Annotated in this window: 24 protein-coding genes and 1 pseudogene; 20 read left to right on the top strand and 5 right to left on the bottom strand. The window is 60.9% G+C overall.

What is annotated here, in order from left to right:
- Window positions 1-213: 213 nt before the first annotated feature.
- The 6 genes from SINAR_RS0110810 to SINAR_RS0110780 all read left to right on the top strand — a co-directional run bounded on the left by SINAR_RS0110810 (window position 214) and on the right by SINAR_RS0110780 (window position 5,594).
- Window positions 214-1,014 carry an IclR family transcriptional regulator gene (locus tag SINAR_RS0110810; protein WP_027999119.1) on the top strand — a complete coding sequence of 267 codons (801 nt, stop codon included), beginning with the start codon at window positions 214-216 and terminating at the stop codon, window positions 1,012-1,014.
- A 117-nt stretch (window positions 1,015-1,131) separates the two neighbouring features.
- Window positions 1,132-1,491, top strand: a complete 360-nt coding sequence (locus SINAR_RS0110805; protein WP_027999118.1) for a RidA family protein — start codon at window positions 1,132-1,134, stop codon at window positions 1,489-1,491.
- A gap of 397 nt (window positions 1,492-1,888) precedes the next feature.
- Entirely contained in the window at window positions 1,889-2,914 is a 1,026-nt protein-coding gene (locus SINAR_RS0110800) for an SDR family oxidoreductase (RefSeq protein WP_027999117.1), read from the top strand.
- Between the two features lie 311 nt (window positions 2,915-3,225).
- Window positions 3,226-4,263, top strand: coding sequence for a flavodoxin family protein (locus SINAR_RS0110795; protein WP_033057338.1), 1,038 nt, complete (start codon window positions 3,226-3,228; stop codon window positions 4,261-4,263).
- 330 nt (window positions 4,264-4,593) lie between these two features.
- Window positions 4,594-5,223: a DUF433 domain-containing protein gene (locus tag SINAR_RS0110785; RefSeq protein ID WP_027999114.1), complete on the top strand. Its 630-nt coding sequence runs from the start codon at window positions 4,594-4,596 to the stop codon at window positions 5,221-5,223.
- The gene (locus SINAR_RS0110780; RefSeq protein ID WP_027999113.1) at window positions 5,220-5,594 is read left to right on the top strand and encodes a DUF5615 family PIN-like protein; all 375 of its coding nucleotides are present in this window, start codon (window positions 5,220-5,222) and stop codon (window positions 5,592-5,594) included. The genes SINAR_RS0110785 and SINAR_RS0110780 overlap by 4 nt, the downstream gene beginning before the upstream one ends.
- Window positions 5,595-5,620: 26 nt before the next feature.
- On the opposite strand, the pseudogene SINAR_RS1000000138460 reads toward SINAR_RS0110780, so the two are convergent.
- Together SINAR_RS1000000138460 and SINAR_RS0110775 are read right to left on the bottom strand one after the other, a co-directional pair.
- Window positions 5,621-5,725: pseudogene (locus SINAR_RS1000000138460) on the bottom strand (IS30 family transposase); the annotation flags it as partial.
- 286 nt (window positions 5,726-6,011) lie between these two features.
- Window positions 6,012-7,439 (bottom strand): ISNCY family transposase, encoded by a 1,428-nt coding sequence (locus SINAR_RS0110775; protein ID WP_027999112.1) that lies wholly within the window; start codon window positions 7,437-7,439, stop codon window positions 6,012-6,014.
- A 532-nt stretch (window positions 7,440-7,971) separates the two neighbouring features.
- On the opposite strand from SINAR_RS0110775, the gene SINAR_RS0110770 reads away from it, so the two are divergent.
- Window positions 7,972-8,445 (top strand): hypothetical protein, encoded by a 474-nt coding sequence (locus SINAR_RS0110770; protein ID WP_027999111.1) that lies wholly within the window; start codon window positions 7,972-7,974, stop codon window positions 8,443-8,445.
- A gap of 154 nt (window positions 8,446-8,599) precedes the next feature.
- Here SINAR_RS0110770 and SINAR_RS0110765 read toward each other — a convergent pair whose 3' ends face one another.
- Both SINAR_RS0110765 and SINAR_RS0110760 read right to left on the bottom strand, forming a co-directional pair.
- Window positions 8,600-9,109 (bottom strand): GNAT family N-acetyltransferase, encoded by a 510-nt coding sequence (locus tag SINAR_RS0110765; protein ID WP_027999110.1) that lies wholly within the window; start codon window positions 9,107-9,109, stop codon window positions 8,600-8,602.
- Between the two features lie 441 nt (window positions 9,110-9,550).
- Window positions 9,551-9,757: a hypothetical protein gene (locus SINAR_RS0110760; protein ID WP_027999109.1), complete on the bottom strand. Its 207-nt coding sequence runs from the start codon at window positions 9,755-9,757 to the stop codon at window positions 9,551-9,553.
- Between the two features lie 549 nt (window positions 9,758-10,306).
- On the opposite strand from SINAR_RS0110760, the gene SINAR_RS0110755 reads away from it, so the two are divergent.
- From SINAR_RS0110755 to SINAR_RS0110745, 3 genes are all read left to right on the top strand, one after another.
- The gene (locus SINAR_RS0110755; protein WP_027999108.1) at window positions 10,307-10,801 is read left to right on the top strand and encodes a nucleoside deaminase; all 495 of its coding nucleotides are present in this window, start codon (window positions 10,307-10,309) and stop codon (window positions 10,799-10,801) included.
- A 93-nt stretch (window positions 10,802-10,894) separates the two neighbouring features.
- Complete coding sequence (locus tag SINAR_RS0110750; protein WP_027999107.1) at window positions 10,895-11,101, top strand: antitoxin VbhA family protein; 207 nt, start codon at window positions 10,895-10,897, stop codon at window positions 11,099-11,101.
- Window positions 11,102-11,165: 64 nt separating this feature from the next.
- Window positions 11,166-12,206, top strand: coding sequence for a Fic/DOC family protein (locus SINAR_RS0110745; RefSeq protein ID WP_027999106.1), 1,041 nt, complete (start codon window positions 11,166-11,168; stop codon window positions 12,204-12,206).
- A gap of 240 nt (window positions 12,207-12,446) precedes the next feature.
- On the opposite strand, the gene SINAR_RS0110740 is transcribed toward SINAR_RS0110745, so the two are convergent.
- Complete coding sequence (locus SINAR_RS0110740) at window positions 12,447-13,610, bottom strand: MFS transporter (protein WP_033057250.1); 1,164 nt, start codon at window positions 13,608-13,610, stop codon at window positions 12,447-12,449.
- 364 nt (window positions 13,611-13,974) lie between these two features.
- On the opposite strand from SINAR_RS0110740, the gene SINAR_RS0110735 reads away from it, so the two are divergent.
- The 10 genes from SINAR_RS0110735 (at window position 13,975) to SINAR_RS01000000133365 (ending at window position 26,798) form a co-directional block, all read left to right on the top strand.
- The gene (locus SINAR_RS0110735) at window positions 13,975-14,730 is read left to right on the top strand and encodes an SDR family oxidoreductase (protein WP_027999104.1); all 756 of its coding nucleotides are present in this window, start codon (window positions 13,975-13,977) and stop codon (window positions 14,728-14,730) included.
- Between the two features lie 253 nt (window positions 14,731-14,983).
- Window positions 14,984-16,006, top strand: a complete 1,023-nt coding sequence (locus SINAR_RS0110730; protein WP_027999103.1) for a LacI family DNA-binding transcriptional regulator — start codon at window positions 14,984-14,986, stop codon at window positions 16,004-16,006.
- Between the two features lie 642 nt (window positions 16,007-16,648).
- Entirely contained in the window at window positions 16,649-17,344 is a 696-nt protein-coding gene (locus tag SINAR_RS0110725; RefSeq protein ID WP_027999102.1) for a hypothetical protein, read from the top strand.
- A gap of 149 nt (window positions 17,345-17,493) precedes the next feature.
- Window positions 17,494-18,894: an L-fucose/L-arabinose isomerase family protein gene (locus SINAR_RS0110720; RefSeq protein WP_027999101.1), complete on the top strand. Its 1,401-nt coding sequence runs from the start codon at window positions 17,494-17,496 to the stop codon at window positions 18,892-18,894.
- 116 nt (window positions 18,895-19,010) lie between these two features.
- Window positions 19,011-20,969 (top strand): FAD/NAD(P)-binding protein, encoded by a 1,959-nt coding sequence (locus SINAR_RS0110715; protein ID WP_027999100.1) that lies wholly within the window; start codon window positions 19,011-19,013, stop codon window positions 20,967-20,969.
- Between the two features lie 79 nt (window positions 20,970-21,048).
- Complete coding sequence (locus SINAR_RS0110710; protein WP_027999099.1) at window positions 21,049-22,095, top strand: aldose epimerase family protein; 1,047 nt, start codon at window positions 21,049-21,051, stop codon at window positions 22,093-22,095.
- A gap of 102 nt (window positions 22,096-22,197) precedes the next feature.
- Window positions 22,198-23,013 carry an inositol monophosphatase family protein gene (locus SINAR_RS01000000133370; protein ID WP_050577471.1) on the top strand — a complete coding sequence of 272 codons (816 nt, stop codon included), beginning with the start codon at window positions 22,198-22,200 and terminating at the stop codon, window positions 23,011-23,013.
- A 53-nt stretch (window positions 23,014-23,066) separates the two neighbouring features.
- Window positions 23,067-23,924, top strand: coding sequence for an FAD binding domain-containing protein (locus SINAR_RS0110700; protein ID WP_027999098.1), 858 nt, complete (start codon window positions 23,067-23,069; stop codon window positions 23,922-23,924).
- A 16-nt stretch (window positions 23,925-23,940) separates the two neighbouring features.
- The gene (locus tag SINAR_RS0110695; RefSeq protein ID WP_027999097.1) at window positions 23,941-24,411 is read left to right on the top strand and encodes a (2Fe-2S)-binding protein; all 471 of its coding nucleotides are present in this window, start codon (window positions 23,941-23,943) and stop codon (window positions 24,409-24,411) included.
- A complete protein-coding gene (locus tag SINAR_RS01000000133365; protein WP_050577470.1) occupies window positions 24,411-26,798 on the top strand; it encodes a xanthine dehydrogenase family protein molybdopterin-binding subunit in 2,388 nt (795 codons plus the stop codon). The genes SINAR_RS0110695 and SINAR_RS01000000133365 overlap by 1 nt, the downstream gene beginning before the upstream one ends.
- The last annotated feature ends 10 nt before the right edge of the window (window positions 26,799-26,808 follow it).

Genomic DNA, 26,808 nt, shown 5'->3' with positions numbered 1-26,808 from the left:
GGCGGCGGAAGGAAGCGATGAAAGACCGTGGTTACAGCGTGTTCATAAACCGTGGCCCACTTAGGATAGAAACGTGCAGCGAATCATAGTGCTCCAGCGTCGTTGCGCGCCTGGTAAGTCGGGCGGCGCTGTAGCGGCGGCGGGTGGTTTCAATATGCCGCTGTCGTGGCGGTTGTTCCGCAAGGTTGGGAGTTCGAACAGGTGTCCAGTCCATTGAGCGAAGCAGAAAACTCACCCCTCTTCATCACTTCTCTGGCAAAGGGCGTGGCGCTGCTTGCGGCCTTCGGTGCAGCGCGGCCAAGCATGAATCTCGTCGAGATGGCCGAGGCCACCGGTCTCAACAAGAGCACCGTTCAACGGTCGGCCTTTACGCTCGAGGCGCTTGGCTATATCGCCAAGGAACCGCAGTCGAAGCGATACCGGCTGACGCCTAAATCGCTCGAGATCGGTGCCGGCTACCTCCAGACCAGCGAGTTGATCGAGCGTGCCAATCCCTACCTGCACGAGTTGAACCGCAGCACGCAGGAAAGTTGCAACCTGCTCGAACCCTGCGGCACCGACATGGCCTATGTCTCGCGCTTCGCAAGCCACAAGCAGATCTCGATCCATGTGCCGCTCGGCCAGCGCCTGCCGATGTATTGTACCTCCGCAGGCCGCGCCTATCTTTCGGCACTGCCGCCGGAGGAGGCGTCCGGCATCATCGGCCGCTCGCGCCTCGTTGCCTATACGCAGAACACCGAGACTGACCCGGAACGGCTGGCGGAGATCGTCCGCAAGGCGCGCAACGACGGTTTCGGCTTCACCAACGAGGAATATTACGTGGGCGACATCGCCGTCGGCGCCGCAATCGTCAATGCGGAGGGACGTCCGATCGGTGCCGTCAACATTGCCGTGCCCTTCAGCCGCTGGACGCTGAAGGACGCGCTTGCCGAACTTGCGCCGCAACTCGTCAACACGGCGCGCTCGATCTCGAATGCTGCACGCGGGCTGAAACCACTGGTGAGCCGGCCATAGGATGAGGCAGGCGCCAGCGGCGCGACAACCCCGTACATGCTGCATGAAGCGCTCCGGGCCGACGCCGATCCGGAGGCCGCAGGATTTTTTCGCCTCACGTACGAAAGGAGTACCCCCATGTCCATCCAAAGATTTGAACCGAACGGCAAGCGCTTGAGCCACGTGCTCGTCCACAAGGATATTGCCTATGTAACCGGTCAGGTTGCCGCCGACCGCACGCAGGACATTGCCGGCCAGACGGCGCAGGTACTGGCCCGCATCGATGGACTGCTCGCCAAGGCTGGAACCGACAAGTCGAAGATCCTCGTCGCTCAGGTCTGGCTGAAGCACGTGGTCGCAGACTTCGCCGCCATGAATGCGGTGTGGGAAGACTGGATCCCTGAAGACGCTCTTCCGGCGCGCGCCACTGTCGAGGCCAACCTCGCGGCGGAAAACATCCTCGTCGAAATCTCGGTTCAGGCGGCGATCGGCGATTGACACGAAGAAGCACGGCGAAGGTTTGACCGTACAGCCGGGGTCTCGAGCGTCGAAAGCATGCCGGAGTGACCGAGGTCAAAAGGCATGGTTGTTCGAAAGCGATAGCTCTCAACAAATCAAATCGCAGCCGTTTTCGGCTCCCTGTCACTCAGGCCCTGATTTCACGACGGTTTTTGTCTTCGCCATCGCTTCGAGCGGGCGATGCACGGGCATTGCCGGCGATTATGTCGTCAGCCTCTACGGCTTCACGACGATCTCACTATGGTTCGCCGAGGCCGTCGAGGCACCGACGGATGCGTTCTGGGGGTTTCCCCCGAATTATCCTCAAGAGCGGAGGGAACACACGTCCTGCGCACCTGGTTGTGGGGGAGCGCGCTGCAAAAAGTGGATTCGGTCGATGCACTATTCCGAACTGTCGGGCCGGACGATTGTCGTAACGGGAGCGTCCGCGGGAGTTGGACGGGCAACCGCTGTTGCCCTTGCCGGCATGGGCGCGAAGGTCTGCCTTATTGCCCGAAAAAGTCAGGGCCTGCTGGACGCTAAAGCCGAAGCCGAGTCCAAGGGCGCCAAAGCAATTGCCATTGCGGTAGATGTGGCAGATGCCAGCGCGGTGTTCGCCGCTGCCGACGAATGTGAACGCCACCTCGGACCGATCGACATCTGGATCAACAACGCGATGGCTACTGTGTTCTCGCCGGTTGCCGAGATCACTCCGGAAGAGGTCCGGCGCGTAACCGAAGTGACCTACCTCGGATATGTCCACGGCACGATGGCCGCCCTCAATTTCATGCGTCCCCGTAATCGGGGAGTGATTGTTCAGGTGGGCTCTGCTCTGGCGTATCGCGGCATTCCGCTCCAGGCAGCCTATTGCGGCGCGAAGCATGCCATACGCGGCTTCACGGATTCACTTCGCGCGGAGCTCATTCACGAAGGCAGCGAGATCGCGCTGACCACTGTCCATCTGCCTGCGGTGAACACGCCGCAATTCGATTGGGCACGTACGCACATGGACGCGCAACCGAGGCCGGTCGCACCGGTCTACCGCCCGGAGGCCGCGGCAGCGGCTATCGTTCATGCAGCGCTCCGTCCAAAACGCGAATACTGGGTCGGGAATCGCACGTCTCTGATCATTCTCGGGAACATTGTTGCGCCCTCGTTGCTGGACCGGCTTTTGGCACGGACGGTCGAGGCTCAGCAGACCAAACGGCCGGCGAATGCCGACCGCCGAGAGAACCTGTTCAAACCCGTTGACGGGCTGCACCGGGTCAACGGATCTTTCGGGATTGAAGCGGCCGCCAATGCAATCGCCGTTTCTGAGCCTCGGACCAGAATTGCGGCCGTGATCGGCGGCGCACTGATCGCAGCAATTCTCGGGGCCTTCATCGGCCGCGCCACGCGCCACAGACGGATCGGACGCAGGTGAACAGATCTCCAAGCAATTTGCAGCCCCGCTTACACCAAAACTGGACTTGGCGCGTTTTCATTCGACCGTGATCTGCCCTTTAAGGCTGCAATGTTCTCACAGGCTCGAAAGCGAAAAGGCGAAAGCAAACGGCGGACGCTTCAATTCCGATCGAACGTTCGTCTCTGGGGGATGAGGGCGGTCGGAACAATCGTTTTGATGCTCGATTATATGCTACAACCCTTTGCAGGTACTGGAAGATGTCGAAAAGCTCCGACACAGGTTCTTCGCACGCAGCGCCCGAGCCGCGAAAGGGAACGCCAAGCCCGAGGCTGGCAGAGAGCGAATTTCGCCGGCGCTTTCTCAGTCGATTCCAGGACGCGGCCTTCGATGGTCTTCAACCGGAGCTGGACAAGATCGCTTCGGCGGCATGGGACGCCTATGCACATCAGCGAAAAGCACCTCGCACGCGCAAGGCCGGACCTGCGTTCAAGGATCCGGATTACGAGCTGTCCGTCGATTGGCTGGCGGCGCGCGACGCAATTCATGCCGCCCAGAAACGTCATCTGGACCCGGAGGGTCCGGCGCGCATCCTTCTGATCAGCGGGTCCTCCCGCAGCGAACATACCTGTCCGGGCGAAATGTCGAAATCCTACCGACTGATGAGAATTGCGCAGGAAACGATCGATCAAACGCCCGGCGTGAAGACGACCGTTCTCGAATTGCACCGCCTCGCTTCTGAATACGGGCGAATGATTCACCCGTGCAAGGCCTGCTTTTCTACCTCGCCGGCTCTCTGCCATTGGCCGTGCTCCTGCTATCCGAACTATTCGCTTGGGCAGGTCGACGACTGGATGAACGAAATCTACCCGATGTGGGTTGAGGCGCACGGCATCATGATTGTCACGCCGGTCAACTGGTATCACGTTTCCTCGCCGATAAAGCTCATGATGGATCGGCTGGTTTGTGCCGACGGCGGCAACCCAGATCCGACCGCGACGCAGGGTAAGGATGCGAAGCTTGCCAAGGCGATCGAACTGGAGGGCTGGAATTATCCTCGCCATCTCGCGGGGCGGGTCTTTTCCGTGATCGTGCATGGTGACGTCGAGGGGGTCGAGAACGTCCGGCGCAGCCTGTCGGATTGGCTTTGCTACATGCATCTCGAACCCGCCGGCCCATTGGCGGAGGTGGATCGTTATATCGGCTATTGGAAACCGTATGCGCTCAGTCACGAGGAGCTTGATGCCGATGAGGCGGTGCAGGAAGAGGTTCGAAACGCAGCACGAACACTGGTGGAGGCGGTGACCGCCAAGCGAGCTGGAAAGCTTATTTCAGCAGGGGGAGAGCTCTCGCAACCGCGGCAGAAATAGCCGACGGCGATCAATTCATATCGAGTGCCCTTATTGAGCTAACCGTCGGCCGCCGCCTATCTTGCGCGGCTTGCTGGCGTTCGTCAGGACGGAGGCTCCGGCATCGAAGGCGCCCGTCGGTGATCGCCGCATGCGTCACCCGCTGATCCTCGTCGAAGGGGCAAAGGCAAAGGCGGGCAGCGGCGAGAAGGCATCGACGATCTTGTCGATAAGCGGCCGGAGAAGAAGTGAGGCCGATACCGGGCTGTCGACAGACGGCGTTAGGTCCCGTTTCGACCTTTACGCAAGAAGTCGCTTGCTTTATATATATTCTCTGCAAGGAGAATGATTATGGCCGCCGCATCCCGTGCCTACACACCCGCCGAAGCCGCAGCTCTTAGTGAGGTTGCCGTAAAGTCTGTCCACAATGCAATCGACAAGCGGATCATCGAGGCACGTCTTGGCCGTGAGGGCCGAGAACTTTCCGACGAGGATCTACTGCGCCTGAAGCTATGGTACGGCGTGGGATCGATTCTTTCTGCCGAGCGTCGCAAGCGCTTATTCGATACAATCGACCAGAATCCCGACGCGGACACGGTGAGAGCAGACGACTATCTGATCGTCGACGTGGCGCGGGCGAGGGAGCAACTCGCCGCGCGCGCCGAGGCGCTTCGAGAAGCCGAGCAAAAGATTGAGGCTGTGAGGGGCGTTGTAGGCGGCGAACCGGTTTTCAAGGGGACCCGGGTTCCGGTGCGGATGATCGCCGCGATGAAACAGCAAGGCGCCAGCAGCGCGGAAATCGTCGAGGGCTATCCGTCCGTCACGGCGCGCATGGTGGAACTCGCCGAGATCTGGACGGCAGCTCACCCGGCCCGAGGACGGCCGAAGAAACTGTCGGAACAGGGACTGAAGGTGAAGTCGGTGAAGCGCCTGCCTCTCGCCAAGGCTGGTTCCCGGAAGGCGTCGGGCACGGCTTCGTGAAGTTCCTTATCGATGAATGCCTGCACACCTCGCTCGTGGCCGTGGCTCAAGACCATGGCCACGACTGTTTTCATATCAATTGGCTTGGCCTGAGCGGTGAAACCGACTGGGATCTGATGCCGCGCATCGTCGCGGAAGACTTCACCTTCGTGACGAACAACGCGCGCGACTTCAGAAAACTCCACGCAAAAGAGGAGCTGCACGCCGGCTCGGTCATCATCGTTCCGCAGGTCCTGCCGGCACTGCAGCGGGAGTTGTTCTCGGCCGTGTTGCAGGAACTCGTCGATGCGGGAGACCTGGTGAACGAGGTGGTCGAGATTGCTATCGAAGACGGCGAGGCCGTCTTGACGCGCTATGCGCTTCCGGAATGACGGTCAATTCCCGCCGATGCGGGAGAGATCGATCCGAATTCCCGGCCGAGCTTCTCGCTGAGGCCGGCCGCTCGCCAGCGAGCGGTCCTGCGACGTTCATCCATATCGATCTGGGAGTAGGTGCGTCTCATCAACCATGCCTTGCGCGTGATAACCCATTGGTATCTATCGCAAGTCGCACTTGGAAATAGAATGTACCCGGCTACATGTGATGTCACAGCTATTTAAAGATGAGACAAAGTAGTCAACTTAGAAATGCGACATCATCCTATTCCTGACTACTGCGTTTGCAAGTGGATATATTTACAACGTACGTAGACGCAAGCCGCCGGCCGGGTGGAGCTGGTCAGGGTTGCGCAGCCCGGTCGGCGGCGGGTGGCTCCAGCTGCAAGATAAACTTTAGCTTTGACATCCTCATCACTCCGCCGCTTTCAGCCGTGCAAGGGCTTGCTGGCGCTTGGCGATGACCACCGGATCCTTGGTAAAATCCGTCTTGCGGCCAGGCTTCGTGCCGCGCTTTTGGTAGCCATTGCTTTGGCTGCCGTCGCGAATGCCGAACATATGGTCGGTCTGGCCGGTGCGGCGCGGTCCGCCCTTGCTGCGCTGTTGCTCTCGTCCGGCCTGCATCTCGGCCACCAGCGCCAACACCTCGTCAAGGCGCTTGTTCTCGACCACCTCGCACCGGTGCACCGAGCGCAGCGTGTCGAAGGTTCTATAGGGCAGGGACGTCCCCTCATGGGTGATCTCGAGGCGGCCGTCGGGATAATCGCAGACAATGAGCTTCTGGCCGGCGAGCGCCGTGGCGAAATCCGTCGGATCAAGGAGGAACATCACCTTGTCATAGCGCAACGTCAGCGACTGCGACAGCTTGCGGATCTCCTTGCGGCACATGGCGCCATCGAGGTTCTCATGCGCGGCAAACGGCCGATGCATATCCTTCGGATTGCGCGCCGCCTTGCCAAAGCGACGATTGAAGTCGGCCATGAACTCCGGCGCGTAGGCATTGGCCGCCGCGATCGTGTCGATGCCGCGCAGCCGCAGTTCCTTGACGAGGCGATCCTGCAGCGTCTGGTTGGCGCGCTCGACGCGGCCCTTGGCCTGCGGGGTGTTGGCGCAGATGATGTCGATGTTGAGCTCATAAAGGGCCCGCCCGAACTGCGTCAGGCCACTGGTCCTGTCCTTCTTGGAAGCATGGGTGGTGCGGAAGATGCCATGCTTGTCGCTGTAGAAGGCGATCGGCTTGCCCCATTGCTGCAGATAGGCCTTCGTCGCGTGCAGATAGTCGAAGGTGTTCTCCGAGGCCGCAAAGCGTAAGTGCAACAGCTTGCCGGTGGCATCGTCGATATAGACGAGCAGGGCGCATTTGGGGCCGCGGTTCTCGAACCACCAATGATGCGAGCCATCGATCTGGACCAGTTCGCCGAAACAATCGCGCCGGCCGCGCGGCTGAAAAACCCGCTTCTTGCGCTCGCGTCGCGACGCCCAGATGCCGGCTTCCATCATCCACTGACGCAGCGTCTCCTTGCTGACCGCTATCCGGTGGCGTTCGACGAGCTTCTCGGCCGCCAACGTTGGGCCAAAATCCACGTAATGCTCACGCACCAGGTCGAGCACCAGGTTGCGGAAATCCTCACTGTAACGCCGATTGCTCGGACGGCCGCGCTTCTTCGAGACCAGTCCGTCGGCGCCGGTCAGGTCATAGGCCTGCAACAGCCGGTGGACCTGACTGCGGCTAAGACCGAGCAACGCGGCCGCCTCGACGACGGTCAGGCTGCCACCGCGAATCCGCTGGATCAGTTCAAGACGATGCAATTCCTTCTGCGACATGGTGATCAAACAAGACATGACGACTCCGAACGCTCATGGTCTCAACCACGCATCACGTCGCCAGTCTTCCTTCCAAACGTTGACGTTTGACCAGCATCCCAAGAGGCGACGACCGTCGCATCTCTAACTGGCTCATATGTCGCATCTCTAAAATGCCGCTACATGTGAAAATCAGATAAGGCATATTATGGAACACCCGAGCGATTTCGTTGGTGTTGCTTTGCGTGCTTAACCCGCCTTGTACACAGTTGTGGAATTACAACGGAAAGAGCGCGATCAGCGTCCGCAGGGCGCAAGGGTCGGCATTCAAGCGGGTCATCATCCCCGTCGCCCCGTCGAAGCTACTGGATCGAACCATGCTCTACACCCACGGCAACTCGTGGCATAGACACCGTCGTTCTCGTCGGCGACATCGATCTCATCAACGAAATTGTCTCCACGTCTCCCTGGATCGTGAGCACAATTTGAGATTCCACTGCGTTTGATTGACCTGACGATGATCATCGACCACGCTGATGGTCTCCGATTCAGTTAGGGCGGTGTATCTACCTTGTACACATTGAAACCTGGCATAAAGAAGGACCCGGTGCGGCGCTGGGCTCTGCCTGACCGAATCTTCTTCAGAAACGGCGCGTGTGCGATCCTGGCCGGAGTGTTCCTGCGGGATGCCCCCCTCCCCGGATTTTATGCTGAGCGCATCATCCCTGGCAAAGGCTTCGCCGGAAACCATATCTTTGTGACCGACGGGGTTGTCGCGTTCGATCACCATGGCTACTCGCTGCGGAACCGACTGCTGACCTACCACACGAACGGATGGGCGAACCGATCTCCGGAAGGATGGAATTGCCGCCTCGAACGGGTCACCTTTGATCTGCTCGACAGGCGCAATCTCAATGACAACAAGATGCTCGGGCCGGAGCAGTATCTCCATGACCCGATAGCGCGTGCCAAGACATATCTTGACCGGGTGAACCATGCTGGTGCGAGCGCACGCGCTCGCACCAGGTACGCCTCCGCGATTTAAGCAACAGAAGGCAATTCTGGGCCGCTTCTCTGGCTCGGCGCACTTTGCCGCCAGCTCGTACCTTCAGGTCCGCAAGGCGGTCGTCGTCGCCACCCGCGATAAGCGAGACGGTCGAGGGCATGACGGCCCAGTTCGGCTTTAAATCCCAATACCTCTAAATCGCCCGGTCGAATGAAAGCAGCAGACTTTCCACACCGCCCTCGATGACGTCTCGATACGGCAGAAACCCTGCGGACAGCGAAGCACGAATGGCTATTTTGTTCTCCTTGGCGTGACAAATGAAGCATCTGCACTCTTGGGAGAAAAGGGAAGGAACCACGTTCAGCACATAGGAGCGAAGCATAGCCTTCCCCAAGCCCCTCCCTATGAACTGCTCATCACCGATAAATAAGTCGACCGCGACGCCGTCGTGCTCGCCTATCGCAGAGGCGAAATCGGGATAGTCGCGAACCAGATAGCACTGCAATTTTCCGAAAGGCTCACCATTATAGCAAGCTATATGGCAATGGGTGGGATGGTCTGGATTGAGGCGTTCGGAATACTTCCTCCGAACTTCCTCGATCGTTATTGGCGTCTTTTGGTAGTGAGCACGCACATGAGGGTTATTTAGCCATTTACACAATATCGGAAAATCTGCTTCGGTCAGTGACCTGAAGTCAATCATCTGGCTGTACCTTTAGGTCGATTGCCCGACAGGTTCCACGCGCACATCGCCCGTGGGCATCCAATCACGGAAGCTTAGGGCGCCGGCCGGAGACAGTCGGTGTCATTGCGCTGCCCTGATCAGAATCCATCTCGACGATTCCTGTTTCGATGCAACGATGATCACCGGCCGTCGCATTAGCGTCAACGCAACGAACGGGCCGAACTCGGCATAGCAACGGGCCGCTGCAGCGATGATTCCCTGGAGCGCCTGTGATACAGGGCTTTGTAGTCGTTCACCCACCCGGCTTCGGAGCCGAAACCGGCCGGGGACCTGCAAGCAGCCAATTTTTCTCATCCTCGAGCTCGAATAAAAAGACAAAATCAGAAAATGCGGGGTGCCAAAAGAATTCCCAAGGTGAACAGACACACTGATCGAGAATTGAACATTTCCTATCTTCGGTCAGCCCAGCCGATATGGATAATCATGATCGAAAATGCGCAAAGCGATCCATACCGCCATAGTGCCCAACACAGCAGCGGCGGATATAACGAGCAACAATTGCAAAAAGCTACCGTATTCCACTGCCTCGATCCCAACCGCAGCCAACGCCACTCCGATCGAATTGATGAAAATAGCGGCAATAATCTCAACGACTCGTCTGATCATCGAGCGCCCTTTCCGATAAAAAGTTACTGGTAAATTTTAGGGGTATTAATCCACCACAGGTAGCGAAGCGCTTGACGAAAGTCAACCGGCAGCCGGGCCCGGTGCCGTACGCGCCCGATCGAACTGGCCTCCAAGTTTTGAAGCGCAGCTCTTCCAGGGCGACGCCCGTCCTGTTGACGCAGGTGCGCTGACGAGCCTCGCTCGACTCGTTCCTATTCCGGGCGCATAATTTGTGTCCGGAGGGGCTGCCATGAAGACGATGTTTTTTGCAGCAGTTTATGTGGCTATCTGTGCCGGGCCAGCGACGGTGTTGGCCGAAGACGCGAGACCTTCCCGGCCAGACGATCTCATCCGCAGGGAATTGAAGGTCGGCGACCCCGCGGATCCGAACCAGATTGCCAAGGGCAGGTCGATCAAAAAGTGCGGTCAGTCAGCTGAATGCGTGCCACCGGACACTGTGCCGACCGTTCGTCCTCGAGTTCGGTCTCTGCTTCAGAACTCGCCGTCCTACTAGGGCGTAGACACATGAGAGCTGAAAAGGAGTTCACAATGGCAAACACCAAGCGCCCCTATGATGAACTACTTTTGCGGAAGGCATTCGATGTGGCGCGGCGTTCACGCGAACGCGGGGATCACCCTTTTGGTTCGATTCTCGCCGACCACGATGGCAATGTCTTACTGGAACAGTGCAATGGCTACAGCTCGGAAGGTGGCGACCGCACGGCTCACGCGGAGCGGCTTCTCGCGACGCGCGCCGGCAAAGCCTATGACCTGAACTTTCTTGCCGAATGCACCATGTACACATCCGCGGAGCCATGTGCCATGTGCTCAGGCGCGATCTATTGGGCAGGCATCGGGCGTGTCGTATTTGGGCTGTCCGAGAGAGAGATGAAACAAAGGATAGGCGATAACCAGGAAAATCCGACGCTTGATCTCCCCTGCCCCGTCGTATTCGCCGCCGGTCAGCGCCCCACCGAAGTCGTCGGCCCAATGCTTGCGGACGAGGCGGCGAAACTCCACGAAGAATACTGGTCCAGCCGTTAAGCCGGGCGCCCGCTTTCGGAAGCCGGAAATCCGGCAAAATACTGGATTTCCAGCACTTTACGTGATAGGTTGCCCGCAACTGGAGATTTGCCGATGAACGTTCAATCCCACCGCCCGGATCGTTCCCCGGAAGCTGTTGAGAAGCGGCGCAAGGCCGTCGAGCAGGCGCGCGCTGCCAACATCCGGCAGGGCTATGTTCGCGATCCTGTTCTCGAGGCAGCCAACGCCCGCTATGTCGCCGGCGACATTACCACGGAAGAGTTTCGCGAAGCGATGCTGGCGCGCTTCAAGCGCGCCTGATGTTCGATCACTGATTCGAACAGGCCGCCTGCATTCCCGGGCGGCTTTTTTCATGAGGAATCGATTGGCAAACGTGCAGCCAAAGGGCTCTTACACCTACTCCGACGTTCCCGGTGATCCAGATCGCACGGGCGTCTTGCGGAACAAACTCAGCCTGACGACAAATACGGAATTGCGGGTGGCCGAATACGCGCTGACCAACATCCGGCTGATCGAGATAGCCGAGGGACGTGGGCCGGGCGGCAATTTCGACAAGGCGCACCTGAAGACAATCCACGGTTACATCTTTCAGGATGTCTATGAGTGGGCCGGTCATACACGCAACGAGAGTCCCGTCGTTGATGGACAGCGCGTGGAGCCGATCGGCGGCCTCTCCAAGGGCGGCACTTCGTTCCTGCCCGGCTCGCGCATAGATATGGGCTTGGACGAGGCGCTGAAGCCGATCCGAGATCCGCATGCCCTTCGCAATGCGACGCCGGAGGAATTCGCGAAACGCGCCGCAAAGGTCCTCTCGGAGCTGAACTATGTGCACCCATTCAGAGAGGGCAACGGGCGCGCTCAAGAGGCTTTTATTTTCGAGCTGGGCCGTCGCTACGGCCATGAGATCGATTTTTCCGTAATCACGAAACCACGCATGATCGAGGCGTCGATCGAGACCACGAACGATCCGTCCAGTCCGGTGATGAAGCATGTGATTGAGGACGCGATGAACCCGGCGCGCAGGGCGGCCATCCGGTCCGCATTCGAAGACATGCGGGGGGTCGGCGAGGAGCCGCTGCAGCACAATGTTCGCACCGCCCGCCAAGGCGAGGAAATCACAGGAACGGTTCTCGGCCACGTCAATCGCATCGCCAGCCTTGTGGCCGACCGGAGAATCGTCCTCGTCGATCGAGCGGACATCCCGGAGGAGCCGCCAAACGAGGAGATTACTTTCACCACCCGATCGGACTTTTCCCGCGTGGGGCGAGAGCAGCCGACCCAGGAGGCGCAATTGCAGCGGTGGTCGGCCAGGCAGTCACAGCAGGATCAGAACCCGAAGCTGGAGACGATCGAGGCGCAGATGGCGGCGCAGCGGAATCGAGAGCGTGATAATCGCGAGCGGTAGCCGGGCGACCGGATTTTCAAACTGCAATAGGCTGTTCGCGAGCGGGCGGCAGCAATACTCTGCGCCCTCCCCTTCCATCGGGTGATTTGACGGGCAAGCTACGACAGCCCCTCCCCCGCGCAACCGCGGGCGCGGTCCTCCACTCTGTTGCAGCCATGCGGACGCAGGCCGCGCCGACGCGAGACGGGAGAGTACCCACCCTTCCGACCGGGCGTTTTGGCCCCGAATAAGGACTTTGTCTCAATCGTGTTCCATGTTGGCGGCGGCGGTCTTGCCGGCTAATGAACTGATTACGCCCAGCATGATCGCCACGGCGCTATAGACGGGAGCGAGGCCGAACCTTTCACCAACGAACCCGATGATCGAGGGTGCAAGCAAAATGCCGGAGTGACCCATCGTTGTCACGACGCTCATGCTGACGCCTGCGTTCAGGCCCGGCTGGTTGCCGGCAGCGGAAAAAAGAATGGGGGCCAGGTTCGCCACACCCATGCCGCAAAGCGCGAAGGCTGCAATTGCCAGCCAGGGCCATGGCGACAGGCCGACGATGAGCATGCCTGTGGCCGCAATGATGCCGGACAGGCGGAATGTCGCCACCGCACCGAAGCGGTTACGGATGCCGTCGCCGCCGAATCGCGTAAGCGCCATTGCGCCCGAAAAGCCGGCAAAGGCAAAGCCCGACGTCGCGCTGTCGGCCAGCAGTTCCTTCTGCAGATAGAGAGCCGACCAGTTCAGCACGGAACCTTCGGCGCTCATGCACAGAAGGGCCATGGCGCCCACGATGTAAACCGCCGGTTGCCTCGGCAGCGCGAAACGGAAGTGACCTTCCTGTTTCGCTGGGACGCCGTCCTCGGCGATATGAGCATTTGTCCACACCGCCGCCATAGCCGCGAGAACGGCAACGATGAGGGCGTGGTTAAGCGGCCCTGTCGTCTGAATGGCGATGCCGCCCAATCCGCCACCGAGGAACCCTCCGAGACTCCAGAAGCCATGCGACGACGACATGATCGCACGGCCTAATTGCCGCTCGACTGCGACGACATTCGCGTTCATGGCCACGTCCATGCCGCCGATGGCGCCGCCGAACAGGATGAGGACGATCGCCGCGATCCAGAGATCGGATGTCTGCGCCACCAGGGGCAGCATAAGGACGACCGGCAGGACAAATAGACGCAATGCCTGCCGTGATCCGAGTTGGGCGACCAGCTGGCCGGCCAGGGTCATGGCTGAGAGCGCGCCTATGCCGAAGCCGAAAATGAGAAGGCCGAATACAGACTCACTGATGCCCAGCCGGGCAACGAAGCTCGGGATCTGGGGTGCCCAGCTGCCGACGACGAAGCCGTTGATCAGGAACAGGGCGGCGGCTGCCCAGCGGCCCCTTTGGAAGTCGGTTTTTCGATCTATCATGGTCACGTCGGGAAATTCCTTCTTTGGACCTCTGACACGGGAAGCCTCCGTTTGGGCCCCCGTGCAAGGTCTCGTCGCGCCGTTCGCCAATCTTGCAACAACCTCGAATGATCGATCAGGCTTGATTGTCCGCGGATGAGTGGCTAAATGATGGATTGTGCTGTACGTACCTCATGAGCCGGCAACCTGTCAATGCCGAGCCTTTCCCGGACGTACGGACACCGATCCCTCGCCAATGAGGGTGTGCGGTGACGTCTCTCTCGTGGTGAGCGGCGAGATGCGTGTATCCGACGTCACGTCAGCGGCGAGATGCAGCCGGCGTGCTCGCGGGGGCAGGCCATGATGTTCGGCTTCAGGAGGAAATATGAGCCTTGATCTTTTCGACCTCACGGGAAAACGCGCCCTGGTTACCGGTTCGTCCCGGGGGATCGGCTTTGCCCTTGCGCGCGGCCTTGCGGCAGCGGGCGCGCAGATCATCCTGAACGGGCGAGACGCGGCAAGGCTGAAAGCGGCGGCGGCGACGCTCGGCGCAAAGCACGTGCTTGCCTTCGATGCGACTGATCATGGGGTCGTACGCGGCGCCATCGATGACTTTGAAGCGGAGACCGGTGCGATCGACATCCTCGTCAACAATGCCGGCATGACCCATCGAACGGCGCTGGAAACCTTCCCGCCAGACACATTCGATCTCATTCTGAGGACGAATATTTCCTCGGTTTTCAATGTCGGCCAGGCGGTTGCGCGCCATATGATCAAGCGCGGCGCGGGCAAGATCATCAATATCGCCAGCGTACAGACCGCGCTCGCTCGCCCGGGAATCGCGCCCTACGCCGCCACAAAGGGCGCGGTGGGCAATCTCACCAAGGGCATGGCGACCGACTGGGCGAGATACGGCCTCCAGTGCAACGCAATCGCGCCCGGCTATTTCGATACCCAGCTCACCGCTTCTCTCGTGGCCGATCCGGCCTTCACCGATTGGCTGGAAAGGCGCACGCCGGCTGGCCGCTGGGGGCAACTCGACGAGCTCGTCGGGGCCTGTATCTTCCTTTCCTCCAATGCTTCCTCCTTCGTGAACGGGCACGTGCTCTATGTCGATGGCGGCATCACCGCCTCTCTTTGAGAGGGAGCGGTCGCTGTTTTGCGCGCCACGGCAGGCTGTACAGGGCCGGTGCATTGCCGCTGGCGCCCCCCTCTGCGTGCGCCGGCGGGAGAGATCGTGGAGACTCGCCGTCAAAACAGGAGCGACCGGCTGGCAAAAACACCGGCCTAGGAAGGGAGGGGACCGGCATCGCGCGACTCCTTGCCGATCTTGATCCAGGCTGCGCGAATGAGCTAGCTTAAGTTCTTGTTTTTTAAATTGGGAGTGATCTGGCGTGCGCCCTACCGTGCAAGACGTGGCGAGACAGGCTGGCGTCAGCCTCGCCACAGTCGACCGAGTGCTCAATCGGCGCCCCGGTGTCCGTGAGACGACGATCGCGAAGGTCGAAGCTGCCATCGCGAAAATCGGCTATATCAGGGACGTCTCTGCAGCCAATCTGGCGAAGCGGCAGGCCTATCGCTTCGCCTTCGTCATTCCCGAAGGCGCCAACAGCTTTATGCGCGGGCTCGAGGCGGAAATCGAAACGGTCAAGCAGCATCCCGCAAATGACCGGACCGAAATATCGATATACAAGGTGCCCGCCTTCAATGGCGCCGCGCTGGCAGCCGCGCTGGATGGCATCGATCCCGAGGCTTACTCCGGTGTGGCGGTCGTGGCGACGGAATCCGTCGCCGTCCGTGACGCACTGGCCCGGCTGCGGCGTCATCATGTGCCGGTCGTAACGCTCGTCTCGGATTTTCCGACCTTCCAATGCGATGCCTATGTCGGCATCGACAATGTCGCCGCCGGGCGCACGGCCGCGCGGCTCATGGGCAAGTTTCTCGGCGGAAGGCCCGGCAAGATCGCGCTGGTTGCGGGATCCATGCTGGTCCGAGACCATGTGGAGCGGCGTATGGGTTTCGAGCAGGTCATTCGCAGCGATTACCCGCATCTCCATTGCTTGCCGGTGATCGAGGCAAAGGACGACAGCGGCTTGGTCCGGGAACATCTCAGCGGATGCCTGAAGGCGCATGATGACGTCGTCGGGATCTACAATATGGGGGCGGGAAATCGGGGCCTGATCGAGGCTCTGTCGGGCGGTTCGCCCCAGGAACATGTGGTCATCGCACATGAGCTTACGGAACACACGCGCCGGGCGCTTACCGGCGGCATCGTGGATGCGATCATTCATCAGGATGCCGGGCACGAGGTGCGAAGCGCCCTGCGTATCCTGAAGGCGCGAATCGACAAGACACCGCTCCTGGCGGGCCAGGAGACCATTCGTATCGAAATCTATCTGAACGAAAATTTGTCGTAAGGAGCGTTGCGTGCGCTCCTTACCCAGCCGAAAGACTGCCTCCGCTACCGCTATCAAGGAGGCTGTGGCGGACAGTGCCTCGCGCGAAACCGCCTGACCGGCTCTCCGTCTTGCCACCGAATCCGGGGTGAACCCCACGCAATTCCCTCGCCGAAAGGGGGGCGGCGGCCGGCTTCTGCCCCGCTCCTCGGGACCGTACCCGCCACAGGATTCAGGCACCCGGACCCCGCGTCTGCGCCTGGAAAATGATGTACGCACCTTAAATTTTTCAGGCGCAGCTCAAACACGATAGGCGTTTAACACACAGAAAGTCTTGCAAGACGCCCATCATTAGGGCATTGACAAGCCGATAATGAAAGATGTACGTACATCACCATAACGCATTTCACCTCAGAGATGCGTCGAGAGCTTGTGACGCTTGCGGGCGACTGGGAGGCCTGCATGCGCTCTACTGGCGGGGCGGGAGCACTCCCGGACCGGCGAGGTTCGCAGACTTGGAGGAATGGCGCTTTCGCGACGGGGCAATCCCGGCGAACGGGCCGGAGAGAAGGACTCCCGCCGGGTGATGGTCAGGCTCCGCGGGGTTTTCAACCGTCGCGCCAACGCTCGGCGGGCATTCCAGACACGGGAGGATGTGAGAACGTGGTCAAGATCATCGCAATGCTGACGAACAACGACCTGACGGTTGAAAACGCGCGCGAGACATTCGCGTCGTCAAGTCATGCGCCGACGGAATACTGGGGCTTCAAGGATACGGGGATCTCGGTTCAGGTGGCAAGCGATCTCGCAAAGTTTATCAGCGACAAGGGAAAGACACTCGTCTTCGAATCCTTCGGAAAGGAGGAGGACGACTGTCTGCGTGCGGCGGAGTTCGCCGTCAGGAACAATTGCAGATATCTCATCGGATGCGAATTCCATGAGACCGTGGTCGCGCTTCTGCAAGGCTCCTCCGTTTCCTATTTTCCCACGATCGGGCGCAGGGCCGGCATCCCGCGCTATCTCTACGGCAGCATCGAAGATGTCGTTGCAGACGGCCGGCGCGTACTGGCGAGCGGTGCGGATGGCATCTGCCTGTCGATGTACCGCTACAAGGACGGCGATCCCCAGGAACTGGGCCTGGCCACGCTCAAGGCGGTCGGCCAGCAATCGACCATCATTGCCGGCAGCATCAGCACGTTCGAGCGCCTCAAGCAGGTGCGAAAGCTCAGGCCATGGGGCTTTACGATCGGATCGGCGCTCTTCGACGAGGCCTTCGGCAAGGGCCTGAGCTGGCCCGAGCAAATATCGGTGCTCGATGCGGTCCTGGCCTGTGAGCCGGAGGTCGCCTTGAGCGCTTGAGGCGGGAGTGGCTGTGAGGAGAATTGCGGCCAGTCCCGCCGCGCCATCCTCGCAAGCCACACCAGCACCATTCAGACCGCGCATTACCGACCGCCCGATCCCGCTCGGCTGATGCGCATGACAACCATGAGGAACGTACAGTGACGTCGATGACATTCGGTATTGTAGTCGGAAGCCGCGGGTTTTTTCCGGGCCATCTTGCGGCGACGGGTCGCGAACACATGATCAGCGCCATTGAGAAAGCCGGCCACAAGTGCATTGTCCTCGGCCCTGAAGACACCCAGCATGGGGCGGTGCAGTCCTTTGACGATGCGAGGAAATGCGCCGCTCTTTTCAAAAGGCACGCCGCCGATATTGACGGGATCATCGTCACCTTGCCGAATTTCGGGGAAGAACGGCCGATCGCCGATACGATCCGTCTTTCGGGACTGTCGGTTCCCACGCTGATCCAGGCCACCCCGGACGATCCGGCGAAGATGTCCATCCAGTGGCGCCGCGACAGTTTTTGCGGAAAGATGTCGGCCTGCAATAATCTGCGGCAGTATGGCATTCGCTATTCTCTTACGAAATCCCACTGCGTCGATCCGCTCAGCGACGAGTTCCAGGAGGACCTAGCCCGTTTTTCGGCGACCTGTCGCATCGTCGGCGGGCTGCGGGGCCTGCGCATTGGCGCGATTGGCGCGCGGCCGCAGGCGTTCAATACGGTTCGCTACAGCGAGAAGCTTCTCGAAGCCGCCGGAATCTCGGTCGTCACTCTGGATCTTTCCGAGATCCTCGGGCGCGTGTCCCGGCTGGACGACGACGCATCGATCGTCGTGGAAAAGCTGGATGCCATCAGGAATTACATATCGATCGAGGGCGTTCCGCATCCCGCGATCCTGCGGCAGGCCAAGCTTGCGGCGGTCACGGAAGAATGGATGAAGGAAGCCGATGTCTCGATCAGCGCCATCCAGTGCTGGACCTCGCTCGAGGAGAATTATGGCGTCGTGCCCTGCACTATGATGAGCATGATGAGTTCGAAGCTGATGTCGAGCGCATGCGAGGTCGATGTCTGCGGTCTCATCGGCATGCACATGCTGGCTCTGGCATCCGGGACGCCGAGCGCGCTTCTCGACTGGAACAACAATTATGGCGGGAATGCCAACAAGGCCGTGTGCTTTCACTGCAGCAACCTGCCAAAGGAGTTCTTCAAGAGCTACCGGATGGATTTCCAGGAGATCATTGCCGGGACCGTCGGCAAGGACAACACCTATGGAACGGTGGACGGGTCCATCAAGTCCGGGCACATGACCTATATCCGGGTCAGCACGGATGACACGTCGGGGCGCATCTGTGGTTATGTCGGCGAGGGCAAGTTCACCGACGATCCCCTGGAGACCTTTGGGGGCGCCGGTGTCGTCGAAATTCCCGCTATGCAGAAGCTGTTGCGCTACATCTGCGAGAACGGCTTCGAGCACCATGTCGCCGCGAATTTCTCTTCTGTCAGCGATGCGGTGGTGGATGCCACGCGCCAGTATCTGGGCTGGGATTTCCATCTTCACGAAGCGTAAGCCTCGGCGAAAAGTCGCGGAGCCGCCGCTATCGTACTGACCACATTCAGCTTTCTTGAAAACACGCTGGAACATTGCGTCCCGGTGTGGGGCCCCCGTTGCCATGGAGGTTAGGCATGACAGCACCGATACGAAAGATGCCGCTCGACGCTGCCGATGATTGGGGCTTGCCAAACGACGATATGTTGGCGCCCGAACGCATCGCGATTGTCGGCACCGGTCCGAGAGGGCTCTCTGTCATCGAAAGGATGGCGAGCAAACTGGCCGAAAGAAGAACGCTCCGGCCGCTCGTTGTTCATGCCATCGACGACGTCGAGGTCGGCTGCGGCCGCATCTGGCGCACCGACCAGCCCGATTGGCTGATCATGAACACCCGCTGCAAGAACGCGACGATGTTCCCGGGCACAGCCGGGGACGGTGCCCGGTTTCCCGGCTACAGGCCGACCTTCATGGAGTGGTGGCGGCAAATCGACGGCAATTTTCCCGGCCCCTCGGGGTTCGCGCCCAGAGGCCTCTACGGAAAATATCTGAAATTCGTCCTCGATCTGATCGAGCTGAACCTGCCCGACCAGATGCATCTCCACCGCGTGCGCGATCGGGTTGTCGGTGTCACGGAACTTGCCGGGGAATATGTGCTCGAATTCGAATCCGGCCGGGCCGCCCTGCATGTCGACCGTCTCATCGTTTGCACCGGCTATCCCCACGGGGAGAAAGAGAAGCCAGCCGCGCAAAGCACACCCCCTTCAACGCGGCACATCACCGCTTTCGACGTCCTCGAGACCTTTCAGAGCGGGTTATCCCTTCCGGCTGACCTGTCCGGACGCGTGATCGGTGTGAGAGGCCTCGGCCTTTCCTTCTACGATGTCCTGTCGGAGCTGACGATTGGCCGCGGCGGCAGGTATGTATACCGAGAAGGCAAGGCTCACTATGTGCCAAGCGGCAGAGAGCCCAAGCGGATCGTCGCCGGCTCGCGAAGCGGGTTTCCGTTGCCCGTGCGCGGAAAGGACGATCGTCCCGCCAACCGCGCTTACGTGCCGCATTTCTTCACGACCTCCCGCGTTGCGGGCATCCGCGCGGAGGGGCCGGCATGCTTCCGCTCGCGCTATCTCCCGTGGATCACGGCGGAGGTGAACCTGGTTTACCTCGAGAAGGCGCTGGGGCCGGACCGATATGGCCAATTTCGGGAAACGCTCGGGACCATTGACGTCACCTCAGAGACGGTCCTTCCGGTCATGACCGAGCTGGCGAGGCCTTATGGCGTCGCGCGGCTTCTTGACCTCGAGATTTGCGCGGCACCGTTCAAGGACTTGTCCTTCGGCAGCCAGGCAGATTTCAGGCAGGCCGTCGTTGCGCTCATCCGTGAGGACGTGGCGCGGGCGGAAGCGGGTGAATTCACGGACCCGGTCAAAGCCGCTCTCGATGTGCTCCGCCATATCAGGCCTATTATACGGCAAGCCGTGGACCTTGGGGGGCTGACGCGCGCCTCGCATCATGACTTCATAACCAATATCGCGCGCACAATTGCCTTCCTGTCGACCGGCCCGTCCCTGATGCGGGCAAAGCAGCTAATGGCGCTCATTGAGTGTGGCATCCTGGAGATACTGGGACCGTCGGTGAATTTTCGTCAGGAAAGTGGCCCCGCTCTCGTAGCATCCTCGGAAAGGGTCAAAGACTTCAAGGTCGAAATCGACACTTTGATCGATGCCTATGTGGCGGCACCCGATGTCGATCTGGACGGAAACCCGGTTATCCGCAGCCTCGCCGACGCCAGGATATTCAAGAATTTCATGGGTGTCGGCGGGGTCGAGGTCACCCGCAAACCATTCCACCCGGTCGCAGTCGATGGGGAAGTCAAGGACCGCATACACGTGCTGGGCATTCCGACGGAGTCGGCAAGGTGGTTCCTGCATGTGGGCGTCATAGAGCCGGGCGTATGGGACGAGTTCGTTGACGATGCGGATGCTATCGCGACAACCGCCATCCGGAATCTGGTGCCGTGCGAACCGGAAACGGGCGCACCCGATGGTGGACCGCGGCCGCTCGGGCATGCCATGCCCGGCAAGTACCTAAGCTGACCGCGCCTGACGAATGTCCGGTGGGCGCGCCGGGACGTCGGCGGGTCCCGGTTCTTTCTTCCAACACAAGGTAGACGAAATGCAGGACCGTATTTTTGGGCAGATCCAGGGTGCCGATATCCATGAGGTCACCTTACGCTCCGCGAGCGGGATGGAGGCGAAGGTTCTCACTTGGGGCGCTGCCGTCCGAGATTTGCTGATTCCTACGGCCCGCGGTCTGCAGCGGGTGGTCGTGGGCTATAACTCGACCGATGACTATGCAGCCGATACCGCCCATGCGGGCGCGATTGCGGGGCGCTTTGCCAACCGGATTACCCGGGGTCGCTTTGAACTGGACGGGCGATTCCATCAGTTGCCTCTCAATCAGGACAACAGGCATACGTTGCATGGCGGCGGCGACGGTCAGGGCTTCAGCCGCCGTCCCTGGACGCTCGAGACATACGATTCCTCGTCGGTGACGCTGTCGCTTCAAACCCCGGATGGCGACGCCGGCTTTCCCGGCAATCTGGACGTCCGGTGCGTTTACCGCCTGTCGGATGCTGCGACCCTGCGTGTCGAGCTGACCGCCACGACCGATGCACCCACGCCCTGCAATCTCGCCAGCCACAGCTACTTCAATCTCGAATTGCCCGTCGGGTTCGCCAACTCTGCCGTCCCGAATGCGGTCGATCATGAATTCATGGCGCAGGCGGATTTCTATACCCCGGTCGATGATGACCTTATTCCGACCGGCGAGGTACTCGCGGTTCGCGGGACGCCTTTCGACTTTCGCCGGGCGAGGCCATTACGCAACCCGGAGGGGGTGAAATACGATGTCGGCTTGGTTCTGCGATCGAGGCCCTCCTCTGTCGGCGATCTGAGACACGCCGGGACGCTCTCCGGCCCCCGCACCGGAATGGCTCTGGACGTCTATACGACCGAGCCGCACCTGCAGCTATACGATGGGGGGAGTTTCAAAGGGCCGGGCGTCGGGCTCGACGGGGCTCGGTACGGTCAGCACTGCGGGATCTGCCTGGAACCGCAGCGTTACCCCGATAGCCCCAACCGGAGCCATTTCCCCGATGCAACGCTGCGTCCCGGAGAGACCTATCGCCAGGTGACTGAATATCGATTCCGTGTGCCGTGACCGCCCGGTGGCGCGCTGACGGCTGTTTGCCTGCCGAGGATGCCGCGCAGGCCCGGCATCGCGACCGAATAGTGAATCCGTTCATCAACAAGGGGAAATGCCATGGAGCATGAGGAAAACGCGCTAGTTCTGATGCAAGCGGTCGCCGAGGCGACGGCAAAGGCGGCCGGCCGGCTGGCCCTGTCCTACCTCGTTGAGAACAAACCCCTGGAGATCGAAACAAAAGGGCCGCAGGACTTTGTCACTGCCGTCGACAAGGCCGTCGAGTTGCTCATTCGAAACCGGCTGCGGGCGGCTTTCCCCGACCACGCCATCCTGGGGGAGGAGTTCGGGCTGGACAAGGATGGCGCGCGGGTCGTCTGGGTTCTCGACCCGATCGACGGCACGTCGAATTTCATGCGTGACCGACCGAGCTGGTGCGTGTCGATCGGCGCGACCGTGGAAGGCAAGCCTGTGCTCGGTGTCATTTTCGATCCGGTCAAGGACGAGCTGTACAGCGCTGCACTGGGCCGGGGCGCGACCCGCAATGGGCAGCCCATCGCAGTCAACCAGGACGGGACCATGAACAAAGCGGTGTTCGGAGTGGGCTTTACATCGGGCAAGAGCGTGACGGCACACGCCCGGCAGATCAGCCATATTCTCGATCATGGCAGTGAGTACCGGCGCTTCGGTTCATCGGCCATGATGCTTGCCCATGTCGCCGATGGGCGTCTGGACGGGTACGCCGACGCTCGCACCAGCATCTGGGACGTGATTGCAGGCCTGGTCCTGGTGCGCGAAGCGGGCGGCGTCGTGGAGGATTTCATTGAGAGCGGCGCCCAAAGCGGCTCGATCATGGCTGCCGCACCTCGCGCAGCTCAAACCGCGTCGCTCCTCCTCGCCATCGACCGGCAGGATGGCCAAGAACCGCGTCCCTGAAATCATCGGAAGCGGCGTTGGCCGCAAGCCCCTTCTTACGATCCGGAGGCAAAATGCAAGGGCAGCAGAAGACAGGTTTGTTTCAGCCGGAATCGGTTTCGGATGCAGTGGCGGTCCTGTCGGACTTCGGTCCGCATGGATCCGTTGTGGCCGGCGGCACATGGATCATGAGGGCACCGCTGCGGCATGAGTGTTTCGCGCAAAATTATGTTGCGATTGCGCGGATCCCGGAGTTGCACCGGATCGACGTCACCGACACCCACGTTAAAATCGGCGCCGGGGTAACCCATGGTCAGCTTGCACGCGGCCTTCTGGGCGTTCCGGAGCTCTATGGCCTCACGGTCGCGGCAAGGGATTCGGCAAACCCGGCCGTGCGCAATGCGGCCACCGTGGGCGGCAATCTCTGTACTGTGGATTTCCCTGCCGCCGATCTCGTGACCGCATTGCTCTGTCACGATGCCGAGGTCGAACTCGAGACGGTGCGGGGCCGCCAGCGAATGGGACTCGAGGCGTTCCTGAGAGTTCGAGGCAGCGTTCAGCCCGCCCAGCTGCTGCTTGGGGTGCTCATTCCAAGGCGTCACGTGGTCTCGGCCCATGCACGCTTACCGATGCGCAAGGCAGGGGACTATCCCGTGGCTCTCGTGAGCGCCGCGGTCGAACGGGCGCCAGGCGGCACGATCGGTCGCGCCGCCATTGCCATCGGGTCCGTAGAGGCGGCCCCGCGGCGATGGAGACGCCTTGAGGAGGCAGTCGCGGGCCTCCCCCTCGATCCGACCCTCCTATACGAGCGCGCATGCGAGCTTGCCGGCGAATTTGCAGGTCGTGACGGACCCGAGGCGCCCGGATGGTATCGCGTGCACGTGATGCCGGCCCTGGTGCGGCGCACTGTCGAAGATCTTCGGAAACACTAGTCGGAGCGAGGCAGGAATGTCGATCCGTATCAACGTGAACGGGGAAGAGCGGGCTTTCGAGCGCGATGGAATGACGCCCCTGCTCGATGTCTTGCGGGACACCCTTTTCCTGACAGGCACCAAGGATGTTTGTCGCGAAGGCTTCTGTGGCGCCTGCACGGTTCATGTCGACGGAGCGCCCATGATGTCCTGCCTGATCCCCGTCGGGCTCGTCGGAGACAGGCCCGTGGTGACCATCGAATGCCTCGGCTGCGCAGGCGATTCTTCTCCCTTGCAGCGCGCTCTCGAAGAGCTCGATGCCGTCCAGTGCGGAATGTGCTTTCCAGGCATGGTCATGAGCCTGACGCGGCTTCTCGAAGACAACCCCGACGCAACGCGCGATGAGATCAAGCGCGGCCTTGCGGGAAATGTGTGTCGCTGCACTGGCTACGAACGGATCATCGATGCCGCGCTTGCCGTGCACGGCGAGGGAGGACTCGGAAATTGATGTCTGAAGCAGAGATTTCGAATGCAGTCGTGGATTTCGCTAGACGGGACGCACGGGACAAATTGCGCGGGCGCACCCGGTTTACGGTGGATCGGATCGGGCCCGGGACATTGCATGGTTTCGTTCTACGGGCCGCGACGCCATCGGCGCGGATCGTCAGTCTGGACACGTCTGCCGCTCGAAGAATGCCGGGTGTAAGAGCCATCGTCACGGCGCTGGATGCGCCGGGCAAGTTCGGTATCGGCGTTGCGGATCAGCCGCTTTTTGCCCGCGATGTAGTGCGGTATCACGGCGAGCCGATCGCGGCCGTTGCCGCAGATACCCTTCAGCAGGCGAAAGAAGCCGCCGCAGCCATCGTTGTCCGCCTTGAGCCGACCTCTCCTGTGCTGACGATGGCCGACGCCCTGGCCCCGGGCGCACCCCTCGTCCACAAGGAATGGAAAAGCTATGAGGTGCTGCTCGAAGCAGCGGGCGCACGGCGGGGCGGGAATGTCGCCTGGGAAGCGACGGTCGCCCGGGGGGACACGGATGCGGCATTCTCCCGGAATGACGTCCGGATAGTCGAGAGTTGCTATCGCGTCGGTCGCCAGATCCACATGCAGCTCGAACCCCGCGCAGCAATTGCCTCCTACGAGGATGGACGGCTCCATCTCGTTGCCTCGACCCAGGCCCCCTGGACCGTCAAGAACGTCACGGCAAAGGCGCTCGGCCTGCCTCCCTCCAGCGTGCGGGTGACCGTTCCTCCCGTCGGGGGCGGGTTCGGCGTGAAATACGGTTGCTCGATAGAACCTTATGCTGCGGTTCTGGCGCGCGCGGCGGGCCGAACGGTGGCCGTCGTCAATTCGCGTCAGGAGGAGGTCCAGACCTGCCTGTGCCGCGAGAATGCCGACATACACATCCGTTCTGCCGTGACGCAGGATGGACGGATCGTGGGGCGTGAAGCGACGGTCCTGATGGACTGCGGCGCCTATGGTGGCGAACAGATCTATCTCACGACCATGACCGCCCATACGCTCGGGGCCGGATATCGTCTTGGCGCAGTCCGGATGACAAGTCGTGCCGTCTACACCAATACCGCTCCCAATGGAGCGTTTCGCGCCTGCAACGGGGTCTATAATACCTTTGCGCTGGAGCGCCACACAGATGAGATCTGCCGCGCCATCGGGATGGATCCGCTGGAATTCCGGCGACGCAACGTTCTCGGCGCCGGAGATATTGGTTCGACCGGTCAGGTCTTTGAAGGGAACGTCCTCGGCCCGATGCTGGACCGCATGGAGGCGATGTGCAAACCCGCATCCCCGGCGAAAACCGATATCGCAGGCCGCCTCTACGGCAGCGCGATTACCGTCGGCACCTGGTTCGTCTTCGTGGGGCCCTCTGCCGCGACGGTGAACCTCAATCCCGACGGCAGCGCCACGCTTGTGACAGCCGGCGTGGAAATCGGGCAGGGAACGATGATGCAGTCCTTGCCGCAGATTGTTGCGGCAAAGCTGGGATTACGCCCTGAGGATATCATCGTAAAAGCAGCAGATACCGACGCGGCCGGGTTCGATGTCGGTGTGGGCGGTGGCCGGACAACGGTCTCCCTGGGTGCGGCCGCCTCGGTCGCCTGCGAGGAGGTGCGCAGGAAGATCCTCGATGTCGCCAGCGAGATGCTGCAAACCCGTCCCGAGAACCTCGTTCTCCAGAACGGGCGCGTGGAGGTTCTCGGGAGAAAGGCGGCGGGCGCAACGATCGCCGATGTGGCCGAACATGCCCAGATGCGAAACGGTCCTATCTCCGGCAGCGGCTCATTCACCCGTCCCGGCGTTCCTGCCATGCCCGGTTGTGCTGCCGGCCACTTCCTGGATGCGATCGACATACCCGTGTTCGCTGTGCACCAGGCGGAGGTTGCAGTAGACCCCGACACCGGTCACGTCGACGTCCTGAACTACCGGGTCGTCCAGGACGTCGGCCGTGCGCTCAATCCTCGTGCGATCCATGGCCAGATCCAGGGCGGTGTAACCCAAGGGCTTGGCTATGCCCTTCATGAGGAAGTGACGCTCGGGCCGGAAGGCCAGATCTCCCAGTCGGGTTTCGGAAGCTACCGTGTGCCATTGGCCCAGGACACCGTTCCCGTTGAAATCGTGCTGCACGAGGGGGCTCCGTCGATCGGTCCGTTCGGGACCAAGGGGGCCGGCGAAGTACCGATCCTGAACGCCGGCGCCGCGATTGCCTGCGCGGTCGCGAACGCGATCGGGAAAAACGTGCAGCAGCTACCTCTTACGCCACCCCGCGTCCTTGCGCTCATGCTCGGCAAAGCGGGAACTCTCGACTTGCCCCATGCGCCGTTCCAGGGGCGGGCAAATCCTCTGCAAAACCCATCCGAAGAAAACGCGATCGCCTGATTGCCAGATT

The organism is Sinorhizobium arboris LMG 14919 (assembly GCF_000427465.1).
Classification (GTDB): domain Bacteria; phylum Pseudomonadota; class Alphaproteobacteria; order Rhizobiales; family Rhizobiaceae; genus Sinorhizobium; species Sinorhizobium arboris.
The sequence above is the reverse complement of the archived record's forward strand: the minus strand, read 5'-3'. Positions and strand labels throughout refer to the sequence as shown.